This is a genomic window from Aureibacter tunicatorum (assembly GCF_036492635.1).
In the GTDB taxonomy this organism is placed as follows: Bacteria; Bacteroidota; Bacteroidia; order Cytophagales; family Cyclobacteriaceae; genus Aureibacter; species Aureibacter tunicatorum.
This window is the reverse complement of the sequence record NZ_AP025305.1, coordinates 1,643,455-1,655,479: the sequence shown is the minus strand read 5'-3', so window position 1 is coordinate 1,655,479 and position 12,025 is coordinate 1,643,455. Positions and strand designations below refer to the sequence as shown.

At 30.4% G+C, this 12,025-nt stretch carries 14 protein-coding genes and 1 pseudogene; 13 read left to right on the top strand and 2 right to left on the bottom strand.

Annotated features, from left to right (window positions below; genetic code table 11):
- Positions 1–21: 21 nt before the first annotated feature.
- From AABK36_RS07030 to AABK36_RS06995, 8 genes are all read left to right on the top strand, one after another.
- A complete protein-coding gene (locus AABK36_RS07030) occupies positions 22–450 on the top strand; it encodes a hypothetical protein (protein WP_309941665.1) in 429 nt (142 codons plus the stop codon).
- A gap of 101 nt (positions 451–551) precedes the next feature.
- Positions 552–899 carry a hypothetical protein gene (locus tag AABK36_RS07025; protein ID WP_309941662.1) on the top strand — a complete coding sequence of 116 codons (348 nt, stop codon included), beginning with the start codon at positions 552–554 and terminating at the stop codon, positions 897–899.
- A gap of 3 nt (positions 900–902) precedes the next feature.
- Positions 903–1,199: a hypothetical protein gene (locus AABK36_RS07020; RefSeq protein WP_309941659.1), complete on the top strand. Its 297-nt coding sequence runs from the start codon at positions 903–905 to the stop codon at positions 1,197–1,199.
- A gap of 475 nt (positions 1,200–1,674) precedes the next feature.
- Positions 1,675–2,790 carry a hypothetical protein gene (locus tag AABK36_RS07015; protein ID WP_309941657.1) on the top strand — a complete coding sequence of 372 codons (1,116 nt, stop codon included), beginning with the start codon at positions 1,675–1,677 and terminating at the stop codon, positions 2,788–2,790.
- Positions 2,791–3,248: 458 nt separating this feature from the next.
- Positions 3,249–4,070: a hypothetical protein gene (locus tag AABK36_RS07010; RefSeq protein WP_309941654.1), complete on the top strand. Its 822-nt coding sequence runs from the start codon at positions 3,249–3,251 to the stop codon at positions 4,068–4,070.
- Positions 4,071–4,276: 206 nt separating this feature from the next.
- On the top strand, positions 4,277–4,576 hold the full coding sequence (locus AABK36_RS07005; RefSeq protein ID WP_309941651.1) for a CPCC family cysteine-rich protein: 300 nt from the start codon (positions 4,277–4,279) through the stop codon (positions 4,574–4,576).
- Between the two features lie 159 nt (positions 4,577–4,735).
- On the top strand, positions 4,736–5,164 hold the full coding sequence (locus AABK36_RS07000; RefSeq protein WP_309941650.1) for a hypothetical protein: 429 nt from the start codon (positions 4,736–4,738) through the stop codon (positions 5,162–5,164).
- A gap of 67 nt (positions 5,165–5,231) precedes the next feature.
- Positions 5,232–6,140, top strand: coding sequence for a hypothetical protein (locus AABK36_RS06995; protein WP_309941649.1), 909 nt, complete (start codon positions 5,232–5,234; stop codon positions 6,138–6,140).
- Between the two features lie 113 nt (positions 6,141–6,253).
- On the opposite strand, the gene AABK36_RS06990 is transcribed toward AABK36_RS06995, so the two are convergent.
- Together AABK36_RS06990 and AABK36_RS06985 are read right to left on the bottom strand one after the other, a co-directional pair.
- Complete coding sequence (locus AABK36_RS06990; RefSeq protein ID WP_309941648.1) at positions 6,254–7,312, bottom strand: hypothetical protein; 1,059 nt, start codon at positions 7,310–7,312, stop codon at positions 6,254–6,256.
- 96 nt (positions 7,313–7,408) lie between these two features.
- The gene (locus tag AABK36_RS06985; RefSeq protein WP_309941647.1) at positions 7,409–7,996 is read right to left on the bottom strand and encodes a Crp/Fnr family transcriptional regulator; all 588 of its coding nucleotides are present in this window, start codon (positions 7,994–7,996) and stop codon (positions 7,409–7,411) included.
- A 248-nt stretch (positions 7,997–8,244) separates the two neighbouring features.
- On the opposite strand from AABK36_RS06985, the gene AABK36_RS06980 reads away from it, so the two are divergent.
- The 5 genes and pseudogenes from AABK36_RS06980 (at position 8,245) to AABK36_RS06960 (ending at position 11,989) form a co-directional block, all read left to right on the top strand.
- Positions 8,245–8,625 carry a lipocalin family protein gene (locus tag AABK36_RS06980; protein WP_309941644.1) on the top strand — a complete coding sequence of 127 codons (381 nt, stop codon included), beginning with the start codon at positions 8,245–8,247 and terminating at the stop codon, positions 8,623–8,625.
- Between the two features lie 167 nt (positions 8,626–8,792).
- Positions 8,793–8,987: pseudogene (locus AABK36_RS06975) on the top strand (tyrosine-type recombinase/integrase); the annotation flags it as partial.
- Positions 8,988–9,088: 101 nt separating this feature from the next.
- Complete coding sequence (locus AABK36_RS06970; protein ID WP_309941642.1) at positions 9,089–10,282, top strand: tetratricopeptide repeat protein; 1,194 nt, start codon at positions 9,089–9,091, stop codon at positions 10,280–10,282.
- A 161-nt stretch (positions 10,283–10,443) separates the two neighbouring features.
- On the top strand, positions 10,444–10,872 hold the full coding sequence (locus AABK36_RS06965) for a hypothetical protein (RefSeq protein ID WP_338390315.1): 429 nt from the start codon (positions 10,444–10,446) through the stop codon (positions 10,870–10,872).
- Between the two features lie 724 nt (positions 10,873–11,596).
- A complete protein-coding gene (locus AABK36_RS06960; RefSeq protein WP_309941638.1) occupies positions 11,597–11,989 on the top strand; it encodes a hypothetical protein in 393 nt (130 codons plus the stop codon).
- Positions 11,990–12,025 lie beyond the last annotated feature (36 nt).

Sequence of the window (12,025 nt, the reverse complement as noted above, 5' to 3'; positions counted from 1 at the left end):
CGTAATTTTAAAAAGAATATTGTGAAGAAACATAAAACGTTATTTCTCTTAGAAAGAGAAATTTCACCATATACAGCTGAAAATCTTTTTCTAGGTATTTTTGAGAGTCTTGACGTTGCAAAAAACTATAGAAATGGTTTTATAGAAAAATTCAATTTTAAAGATCCATTCAAAGAGCAGGCGTACAAAAAAACTGACTTAACAAAAGATCTAAAGATTATTGAAATCCAAGACAAAATAGATGATAATTCATTTTTCAAACAAAACAAGAGTGTATTCTTGTTATGTGGAATTTTTGAAATGTTTGGTCAAATAAAAAAAGAATTAATTCTTCTATCATCTGATAAATTAAAAATCGAAAAAATCATTCAAGATCAAAAAGATAGTAATTATCTTAATGAAGAAGAATACTCTTATTACAAGCTTGAAGAATTAAAGTTAAATAATTGAGTTTTTAAAATAAACTAAATTGAAACGTCCAACACATGCTATAAATGCATAGCTAACTACGTTCGCTATGCCATTTTAGCGCCATCGTCAGCAAACATAAAATGGCAATTTCAAAAAAAGGATTTCGAAAGATCAATGTTGAAGGTGACAATTTCTACTGGAAAGTAAGAAAGAAAGTATCGCATGAAGAAGCACATGATGATCAATATGGGATACCAATTCAACATGAAAGTGAAGGTCAACTTCTTTTCGTATTTGTTGGTTTTTGTAGGTCCAAAGGTTATGGACGAGAGTCTATTAATAATATTACACCTAATCTAATTAGATTAAAGATCTTAGAAGCAATTGAACTCGGTTGGAAATATAAAAAACCTGGAAATCTAATCAGTTTTGTAAATAGAGAATTAACAAGTGACACTAAAACTGCTAAATGGTTGCAGACTAATTAAATCATGAAAGAATTGTACACATATGTTTTAGATTTTAGAGGAGGAACTTATGTCTCCCAAGTTTTTGCTAAAAATTTAAATAATTCAATTGATGAATGGATTAAAAAAATAGAAAAAGATAAAAGTGAGATCCAATATCTCGGAGTTAAAACTATTGAAAAAATAAAACAGGATTTTAAAAACCCTGAAAACAGAGCTCCAATTCTTTTAAATAATCTCCAAAATGTATGGTGTTTTGATTTTAATTCTAATCAAGGATTCGGATTAATTAATGTAATAAAAACAAAAACGATTTGCTAACAACTAAGTCTTCGTATGTTCGCAGAGCCCAATATGAAGACCCTGTTGACTAAACTCCTTATCTATGGGTTTTGCTACTGGATAAATTGTATTTCGAATGGGTGATATCAAGTGATTTTGAAAAAAATAAGGTTAGATTTAGCGGAGTTTTTCATTGAATATTTGCTCCAAATGATCTTCAATACCTTTGCATTCGATCATCAATATTAAAAGCCAAGACACCTCTTTTAAAATATAAAGCATTCATATTGACTCGAATTGATTGTTGATATCGATCATATTTAGATTAATTTTCTCTGACTCCATTTTAATTGGCAGAATATATTTTTATCTTGAATAGGTATTAAATTCAAACATAACACCATCTAATCACCATAAAACACGAACTTATTAATTTTTTAGGTTGGCTTTTCGATGATTAGAAAGTTATTTGTGGGCAAATAAAAATATAGCACTACAAACATAAAGTTACACTATGAAAAAACTGATATTTATATTTTTTATAATAATAAAATCGGGATTCCTATTTGCGACTGCACAAGAACCTGATTTCCTTCACTACAATGGACAGAAATTAACTTTGTCAACAGGCTGGGGACACCCTTCTCCACTGCAAACCTATTATTCTCAAAACAACATTGAATATCCATTTACAATGCTACACACAGCTAATTATCGTGGGCATATAGCAATATGGGAAGTTTTGGAAAACAAATTATTCTTAAAAGAAATACAAATAGAGAAGGTAAATTATAAGCCAGAGAAATATAAAATAAAATCAATATCCGACTCATTGTCATTCAAAGACAAAGTATTTGCTGATTGGTTTACTGGAGTGATAATCGGGGAAATACGAAATAAACAAAACTATTGGAAAGTTGAGAAGTCAATTTATTTCTATGTCAAGTATGGCCAAGTAATAGACATACAAGAGATATCTGATAAGGATTTCAAGAAAATTGAAACCATTTCAGAGAAAGATACTGCAGACTATGAATTAATGGCTAAATACTCCATGTTATATCTAAACAATAATTATATATCCTACTACTTCCGGATAAATGGAAATGATACAATAACAATTAATACAAAAGGTGGCTATTTGGACGGTAATTCTGGCTTAAGTCCTGTATTATCATATTTCGAAAACGATCATATGAAATGGCCATATAATTGGGAAAATTTTGAAAAGAGCGGTGCTCCATTTTGTACTTGGAGTATAGAAAACGATAGTTTGCTATTAACTAATATAGAATTACACACAGGTACAGGATTTTATTCGATTGACAAGTATTCTGTTGATTTAGTTGATATATTTCCAAACAGAATAATTGACAACAAAGTATTTGGAGATTGGGTTTCAGGAATTTTTATTGTTCGTCATGGTGAAAATAAAGAAGATGAGAAATTACCAGGCTATATTAGATTCAAGACATCAGAATTTACCTATATAAGACTAAAAGATGGAATCCTATTAGAGAATTATACTGTTCCTGCGAATTTTGATTTTGAAAATTCACCTGCAAGTACGCATGAAGGATTAAAGAAAATATTAGACGAACTTAACAAAACAACTACTCATAACAATTAAGTCTTCCCGCGCCTTCCAAAGCTCAATGATGGTAGACAATGCTGAAAAGCAACTTCATCTATAGTTTTTGTGGTCAAGCTAAACTTAGAAAAGCTACACACATCTTATATCAAAGCATTTTGTATTGAATACTGAACTTAATATACATATCACTGATTTAGGTTTAGTAAGGTAAAGAATCCTCTTGATATCTTTGAAATATGACTTTTTAGATTTATTTTTTTATTAAATAATATGTTTAGTCCAATAAATGAATTCCGCACATAGGTGAAATAAACGGAATTTGTGTTATTGGGATGTTATAGAGAACTAATTAATAATGAAAAAAATATCACTAACCTTTTTAGTAGTTTTTACTTCAATCATCGTTTACGCTCAAAAAAATGGTTTCCATACCCATTCTTCTAGACGGTTTCAAATTGATGTACCAAACAATTGGTTATACTTAAATATGGGAAATGCATGACTCTGATAGTACAATCCTCAATAAAACGGGATTTAGTGCAAACTTTAATGTAATACAATACAAAGTTGATGATACAACATCATTAAATGACCTACATAATTTAATCATCAATAAATACAACTCTCTATATCCAGGAGAAAATTTTATTAGTCATAAAATTTACAAAAACAATACAATTATTGAATGTGAAATGAGTCTTAACGGGAACAAATACTATGTGACCCAAAAACTGTTCAAAGAACAAAATTCTATTTTAGCATATGCAATAACATTTGTGTTTCCATATAGCTATCAAAAGAAATATACCAAAATTGTTAACAATGCTTTTGGTACTTTCAAAACAATTGATGAATCGAACGGAAAACATCATATCATTGATTTTAACATCTTTTTGAATGATCAAATAGTTCAAGCTCCTTCTATAAACAAGGTTTCTGTTAAATTAGAAACTACTAATGGGGAATTAGAAATATTTAACCACAATAAAATAGAAATCCCTAAATCAATCGATTTCACATCAATCAACTCAATAGTTGTCAGTTTTGATGATTACACCTTATCATTTTATGAACGCCCTTCACCAGAAAAAATAGAAAGGGAAAAAGATAATCCAGTCTTATCATTACTGAATAAAATGGACTATGAAAACCTTATAAAATCAGAACAAAACTGGTATCTCTATTTAGACACTTACCCTTTTAAGAACAATAGTGAAAATATAATAGCAGAAAATATGATTAATTCTGAAGGTGGTACAGTTCAAGATTATTTAGTAATGACGTTAAAAATAACAAATTACGAATCGAAAGTTTAGCTCCCGAAATTTAAAAACCAAATCAAAGATTTGGCTAATTAGTAAACCGAAAAAAACTAACTTCGAAAGCTACGATCCATAGACGGGCGTTTTACGCAATAGAAATGACGAAAATTAAATTAACAATACTTCATATTTTCATTTTGGCGCTATTTGCATCTTGTGGAAATAAGAGCTGTAATAAAGAAAACAAAGAAATGACTACTATGGAATGGTACGAACCAGAAGATTCGACTCCTAGAGAACAATGTCCTTGTTGTGATTACATATCATTACCAGAGCGGGGAAACTATCTGATTTGTCCAATTTGCTTTTGGGAAGATGATGGTCAAGATATTGACGAATTAGATGTTTCATCAGGACCGAATCATGGAATAACTTTGAGAGAAGGAAGGGCAAATTTTGCGAAATTTGGAGCCTGCGAAAAGGATATGGTCAAACACGTAATCTCGGTAGAAGAAAGAAAGAAGTTTAAAAGAGAAATAAGAAATATAGAAGAAAACTAAAGCGTACAACAAGGTGTAAAACACATAGCCCTTACCTACCAAACTGGTGCTACGCATTTTACACAGAACGTTCTCGGTAATTAAAAGAAACAAAATGAAATCGATTAAAACACTTTTTACAACACTAACTCTTCTCCTTTTATAACATTTAAGCAACTAATGGAATTATACGAATTTTTTAAGTCTGGAAGACATCCTATTTATAGAGCTGAAATGCTTGAAAGTAGCTTAGAGTTATCTGTTAATAAAATTAAATTGGATGATTTTACAACAATCTGTCACGACAAAAAAGGGAATGAGCTTGTGTTTCTAAATGGACAACTTGATTCTATTGGACTAAGAATAGGTGGTAATTACAACTTTAAAATAAATGGATATGAACTTATTCATTTATCATCATTTAAGTATACGATAAATTTACTCAATAATTTTGAAATCGAATGGTGGTTTATTGACAAATATTCTTTTCAAAAACAATTATGTATTCAAACTTCAGGAGGTGTACAACTAATGTTTGATTTTTCGGATAAAGAAGAAATGCTAATGAAAATCATTCTAACATTAGAAATAGCCGAGAACACTGTATAAAAGCCATACCCAATCGGAATACAGTTTTTATATTAAACGTTATGAACTATAAAAATCAACCATAATAATGACTATAAATGAAATTAAACAATCTTTTAATACAGCTATTCTTGATGGAGACATTATCTCTAAAACGAATTTCTTGTTCATTGATGATGAAAATATAGTTAATAGAAATGGAAAGAAAATTAATTTAGGATTAAAACTTGAATGGCCAATAATTAGAATTATTTCCAATGACTATTTTATTCTGGTAGATCGTGATAGCAGTTCAAATAAAAAAATCAATGCATGGATTATCAATACTAATGGGACTATTGAAAGTTCATTTTATATTGGAAATGCATTAGATCTTATTGTAACACAAAATGGCATTGTTACTTCTTATTCAAAATGCAGCTTGGACACTAGTAGAATATTTTCAACCACTTATAGAAGCCCCAATTATGTATCAGATATTGAAGAAGCATCAAGCAAAAAGTTTATCCATAGTGAAGGTTTAGCTGTTTTTGATTTTAAGGGAAATTGTTTATTTAAATATATGAGTGATTCAAGAGGTAAGAACTTTATACCTTTTAAAGAGATTTATTCATTTCTAAAAAAAGATGAAAATACCATTTATCTATTAGCAGACTTGTTTGAAGGAGGTTTTACAATTTTAGAGTTTAGTTTAAATAATTACAATGTAAAGAAAAAACAAAACCTTAAAGAAATAATACCTAAAAATCATTTACCTAGAGCTATGACTAAAATAGATAATACTTGGTATTTTTTGATGATAAATTTTGAAGAAATGGAAAAAGGTGATCTTGATAACTTAAAAACTTATTTGTTCAAAATGAAAAACACTCAAATTCTAGATAAAGTAGGAGAATGTTGTTTTTCTGTCAAAATGCATGGAAACTTAGGTGGTTCATTCTCAATCCTTTTAGGAATACATGATATAAAACGAAGCCCTTGTTACTTAAAAATATAAAATAACAGCACATTAATGTCTATCACGATTAATTTTTTATGATAATTCTCCTTTGTTTTTCCTCCTGAGGAAAATAAAATATTATAAAAAATCAATCGTGACAATGTATAATATTATTTACTCGTAAAATAGATATTATTTTCATTTTTGTATTTCTTCCAATCAAAATTTCTATAAGTCGCTAAATCTTGACTACTCATTTTATGACAAGAAACACAAGAAATAGAAGAATTGATTAGCATGACATCGCTCACTTGATATACTTTATCATCAGCAATTGGTTGCCTAAATTTCTCAACATTCTCCTCTGCGGATACTATTCTTTTTTCAAGCACGAATTTAAACGGCCAAGTCTTATAATTAGGCGCTTGTTTAGCAAGCATGTATACTTGTTTGGCTTTTTCCCATTCTCCATTCTTTACCAACATATCTCCCATATTCATATAAAACCCTTCCACATTATGAGGAACAATCCAGCTATTCCAGCACGCTCTTTTATTCCTTAAATTGTTTACAGTATCTTGCACTGCTCGATATTGTTCTATCTTTTTCGTTTTTTCATTATACTTCTGGCAATAACATTCATCCAAAATTTCCCACTGCCATTTTAAGGCCTTTTTATATTGCCATGTATCCTGATGCATTTGACTCATGACATATCCTATAGTTAGTTTATTAAATTCTTTCCATTGATGGATGGATTTTTTTCCATTAAAATACCCTTCTGTGGACATTTTCTTATCGTCAGACAGATCTGCAACAGTCATTTTTGAAGCCGCTAAAAACCCTAATACTCTAGGATCATTAGGGTTTAATTTATAGGACTCCCCAAAGTATTTTAATGCTAATGTGCCATGGTCTATTATAATAGGCGGAATAGTATCAAGATTATACATTTCGCTCAAAGCCCACATATGAGTAAAACCCAAATGGGTTACTGTTTCAAGATGATTAGGGTTTTCAATATAAGCGCTTGTTAAATAGTATAAAACACTATCTATATTCGAATAATTTCCTTTGTGAAAATTGCTCCAAAAATATTCATTGGCATATTCAGATAGATTCGAATGCTTTTTTATGTCATTTGGGTTTTTACCCTTATTCACGGTTCTTACTGCCACCGTGCAACTAACAGCTACAAATAGCGTCATAATAATACTTGCATTTTTCATTTTATTTTTATTTAATGTCACAATATTTAGTATCGTGTGCTGATTTGTTTTAGACAAATATTACTATGAAATGCTCCTAATAACGTTAACAAATGTTTAGGATTTAGAATATTCAGCTTTTTTTAATCGGCTTAAATGAACGGAAGTAATGCCCAGATAAGAAGCGATCATATGCTGTGGTACGCGGTTATGGATATCTGGAAATACAGTGGTAATTGAGTCATATAATTCTTTTGGAGTTCTGATGTATTGATCTCTGATTTGGTTGTCCTGCTGGATAAAGTAAAACTCGCTGATTAATCGTCCCATTTTATTTCCTTCAGCCATGTTATTATATGCCCATTCTATTGATTCTCTTGGCAGTACAACGACCTCAGTATTTTCCAGAGCTTCTAAAGAATAAATTGAAGGCGCTTTTCTTATAAAGGAAGAATAGTCACAAATGAATTGATTTTCCATTGCAAAATACGTTGTGTGTTCAGTACCGTTTTGATCTATTAGGAAAAATCTGATAAGCCCCTGTTTAATAAAAAATATTTCATCAACCATGGAATGAGAAGCACTCAGGAATTCTTTTTTTTTAAATTGCTTGATAAAACAGTATTTCAAAAAATCGGTCATTTCATTTTCTGAAATTCGTATCATACTATCCAGAACTCGTTTTATTTGATTCAATTCATCCATTATTAAAATTACTCGAATAAATTGATTAATTTCATCATTTATGTCAGAATTTTTTGATATAAAGAGAACTAAAGATTGAAACGTTACAAACATTAACAAAAGATAAAATGAATTTCTCTATGCTTTCTGGTATGTTAACTGGACAATATGTACTTTGAAGTCATTAAGAACTTAGAGTAGTAAACTCATTTTATACAGACGTTAAATGTTATTAACATCATAATTCGAAATTATAAAACAACTAAAAAATGAAAAAAATAATTCTTTTAACTTTTCTTGCTTTAATCTCATTACAAAATATAATAGCTCAAGGAAAAAACGAATTCGAATTAATAATATCTGGAAAATGGTATTTAGAATATGTTGAAATGGATGGCCAAAAAATGGAATTACCAGCTGAAATGCAGAAAATGAACTGGGTAATATTCCACGCTGACGGAAAACAAGAAGGAATGGAAGATGGCCAAAAATATGTCGGAAAATGGGAGTTTAATAAATCCAATAAAATTATACGGACTGACGATTTGGATGGAAAAGTTGACCAAAAACTAATTTCAGTGAATGAAAATAAACTGATTGTTTCTGTAAAAGAACAAGGAACTGAAATGATAATGGGTCTGAAAAAATAACGCTACCTAACAACTATGCCTCCATATAGCTCTCAAACCCAAAATGAAGGCGTTGTTTTTGCCCATAGACTAACAGACGCTTAAATATTTCTGGAAAGATATAAGCCCGAAATTTATCTTTTTAAAAGTCAGCATAGTATAATAAACTCAAGCCCCAGTACTCAAAAACTTGCAAAAAACACGGTGAGAAACCCGACATCAATACACCAATTGCATCTCACAGCCTGAGACATGGTTTTGCAACCCACTTTTTGAAAAACGTCGTGAGTCTCAGGTATATTCAGCATATTTCGGGGCATAGCAATTCAAAAAACACTTGGATAGGTTTGATATATAATTTTTTAAACTTACTTTTTCATTAAAATAAATTTTTAACCTAATAAATGAGTTCCGCACTCAGGTGAAATAAACAGAATTCGTGTTATTGGGATGTTAGCCAAAATTTAAAGAAACGAACTGCAAAATGAGAATAATACTGATAATTATATTGACCCTTTCTGTTCATATTTCTTTTTCACAAACTGTCGAAGACTTAGAGTATGAATTGAGCTATTACAAGTCAGGGGAGACTTGGGGGAATAAAAAGGATATTGCAAGAAAACTTTTAGAAATTGACAATCTAAATAATAAGGCAATTAATTATTTAGTGGAAGTTTATGGTAGAAATAATCAGCGAGATTCAATTGTGGTATTATTTGATTCTTTGATAAAAAACAATCCTAATAACCCTGAACCATATTTAATAAGAGCAGGAGAGAGAAACGCACATTTTGCTGGACTTACTTTTACCAAAAGAATTAACTACTTAAAGAAGGCGATAGAGATTGACAATAAAAATATTGAAGCAACTTACTTACTTGGACAGATATATTATGAGCTTTTTAATAAAGAGTATAATAATAACAAAAAAAAAGTAAACCTTGACTACTATTCCCAAAATGCTACAATCTATTTTAACAATCTAATTTCAATTAATGGTAAATATATTGAAACAGTAAAAATTCCATTGATTCAATTAGCAAATTACATTGATGATGATAAGAAGATAATTGAATTAGCAAAGAAAAATATTCAATCCTCTTATTTCCCAATTATTGCATTTGCTGGATTACCTGACAATTGGAAAACAGATTATTCGGTGAATGTAATAACCCATGTTTCCGATTTTTCCGTAACTGGCGTAGAGTCTGCAATTTTCTCAATTAATTGGTATTCTAGACATTTAAAGGCTCTTGAAGAACCTGTTTTAAGTGATTCACTACCAACCAAAATATATAGATTTACATATTTGAGAACCTTCCATAATCCAATAGTAATCAGAATTGAGAATGATAATGGAGATATTTCGATCTATTGGAAAGTGTCAGATGGTGCGGGGGGATATGATCCTGGAAAAATTATCACGAACAAATCAAAAGAGTTGACAGCTAAGGATTGGAAAAGAATTGAGGATGAAATAAATTCAATAAAATTTTGGAGTCTACCTACAGCAGAAAAAGAATTATTAGGAACAGATGGTTCGCAATGGATTTTAGAGGGAAAGACTTTAGGAAAATACCATGTAGTAGACAGATGGTGTGGTGGAAAAATATCTTCGGTATGCAAGGAATTGATTGAACTGACAGATATAGAATTAAAAGAAGATGATGTCTACTGATAAGGAAAAACTTTGGCTAACAAAAAATATAGTGAATTTGGCAGATAGTGCTCAATTTGAAGATGATAGCAAGTAAGAAACATAGTAGTAAATTGAAAAATTGGAGCGTTGAAATGCCAAACGCATCATACTCAAACCGTTAAGCTTTATTACTTTTAAACATGAACATATCAAACGAAATAATCCCTAAGATTTTACCATTTATTTTTATTGGCATATGGGTATTTGTCTCCTATATGATATCTAAAATGGGTTGGTCAGATTTAGTTGAAAAATACAAAATGAATAACCGGTTTACGGGAAAAAGAGTAGGTATAATTAGTGCATCAGTTAATGCAAGTAATTATCAAAATTGCCTGATTCTAAAATATAATGATGATGGATTATACCTAAAAACAACAATCTTCTTTAAACTCTTTCACCCTCCCATATTCATTCCTTGGACAGAAGTAAAAAGTGTCCGAGAAAAGAAAATTTTGTTTACTCGATACAACGAACTTATTATTGGTGATCCTTTCATTGCAACAATTAAACTGAGAGCGAAAACTTACAGAAAAATTCAAAACAGTCATTTAAGCAGCATTACTTGAATGAAACAGAACGATGATCACTCTTTCTTTAGAAAAGCCTAAGTGTACGCTAACCAGAATTTTCAGTGATTGGCTTTGGCTGTTTAAGGCCATACAATTTCTACACTCCTTTCACCTCTCCCACTTTGTCGTAAGTTTCTGTGACTCACATTGATCAATTCCATGATATGGTAGTCGCTCATACTGGACTCAGTATCTGAACCGTAGTGGTTCACGTGGATACAAGCTAATGTAAAATCAATGGATCGTGAATAAAAACGATGCCCAACAACTAAGCCTCCGTACGGCTCGCAGAGTTCAACATAAAGGCATAGTTGTTCCAATTAGAACTATACAGACGCTTAAATATTTCTGGAAAAATAAAAGCCTGAAGTTTATCTTTTTGAAGGTCAAGATAAAATAATAAACTCAAGCTCCAGTACTAAAAAACTTGCAAAAAAAACACGTTGAAGAATCCGAGCTCAATAAACCAATGGCACCTCATAGCCTAAGACATCGCTTTCTCCCATCCTTTGGAAAATACCCAGAATCTCAGGTATATTCAGCATATATAGGGGGATAGCAGTTCAAAAATCACTTGGACAGGTTTTATATATAATTTTTTAAACTTATTTTTTCATTAAAATAAATTTTTAACCTAATAAATGAGTTCCGCACATAAATGAAATAAACGGAATTCGTGTTATTGGGATGTTATGTGGAATGATGACCTCTATCTTAAAGAATGACATTTGATATAGAAAAACCAAAAACATGGAAAGGGTTAAGTTACGTGCTTAAATCTTCTATTCTGAAAGATGAAATTACCTCAAGAGGAATTGAATGTAATGTCCATTTGATTTATTGGACACCACAACTCAATAACCAAACAGACTGCTCCATTATTGAAGCTGAATATTGGTTACCTAATCAAAACGTAGAACATGGACGATTTTATATTCGCTCTGGTGTGGTACCTTCATCTGAACGAAAGAAAGTAGAAACAATTTTAATCAATGAAGTCCTACCAAAGTTGATTGATTGGGTTGAAATTCAAGTTAATACGTCAATTGAAGCGACGCATAGACCAGGTATGTTTTGTGCATTTTATAAAGAAGGCGAGTTAATTTTAAACTGATGAATTAATAATGAAACCACATCATAACACGGTATA

What these genes read in the sequence shown, in the direction of transcription:
- AABK36_RS07025 (WP_309941662.1), top strand. Translation starts at nt 552, where the DNA reads ATGGCAATTTCAAAAAAAGGATTTCGAAAGATCAATGTTGAAGGTGAC.
- AABK36_RS07020 (WP_309941659.1), top strand. Translation starts at nt 903, where the DNA reads ATGAAAGAATTGTACACATATGTTTTAGATTTTAGAGGAGGAACTTAT.
- AABK36_RS07015 (WP_309941657.1), top strand. Translation starts at nt 1,675, where the DNA reads ATGAAAAAACTGATATTTATATTTTTTATAATAATAAAATCGGGATTC.
- AABK36_RS07010 (WP_309941654.1), top strand. Translation starts at nt 3,249, where the DNA reads ATGCATGACTCTGATAGTACAATCCTCAATAAAACGGGATTTAGTGCA.
- AABK36_RS07005 (WP_309941651.1), top strand. Translation starts at nt 4,277, where the DNA reads ATGGAATGGTACGAACCAGAAGATTCGACTCCTAGAGAACAATGTCCT.
- AABK36_RS07000 (WP_309941650.1), top strand. Translation starts at nt 4,736, where the DNA reads ATGGAATTATACGAATTTTTTAAGTCTGGAAGACATCCTATTTATAGA.
- AABK36_RS06995 (WP_309941649.1), top strand. Translation starts at nt 5,232, where the DNA reads ATGACTATAAATGAAATTAAACAATCTTTTAATACAGCTATTCTTGAT.
- AABK36_RS06990 (WP_309941648.1), bottom strand. Translation starts at nt 7,312, where the DNA reads ATGAAAAATGCAAGTATTATTATGACGCTATTTGTAGCTGTTAGTTGC.
- AABK36_RS06985 (WP_309941647.1), bottom strand. Translation starts at nt 7,996, where the DNA reads ATGGATGAATTGAATCAAATAAAACGAGTTCTGGATAGTATGATACGA.
- AABK36_RS06980 (WP_309941644.1), top strand. Translation starts at nt 8,245, where the DNA reads ATGAAAAAAATAATTCTTTTAACTTTTCTTGCTTTAATCTCATTACAA.
- AABK36_RS06970 (WP_309941642.1), top strand. Translation starts at nt 9,089, where the DNA reads ATGAGAATAATACTGATAATTATATTGACCCTTTCTGTTCATATTTCT.
- AABK36_RS06965 (WP_338390315.1), top strand. Translation starts at nt 10,444, where the DNA reads ATGAACATATCAAACGAAATAATCCCTAAGATTTTACCATTTATTTTT.
- AABK36_RS06960 (WP_309941638.1), top strand. Translation starts at nt 11,597, where the DNA reads ATGACATTTGATATAGAAAAACCAAAAACATGGAAAGGGTTAAGTTAC.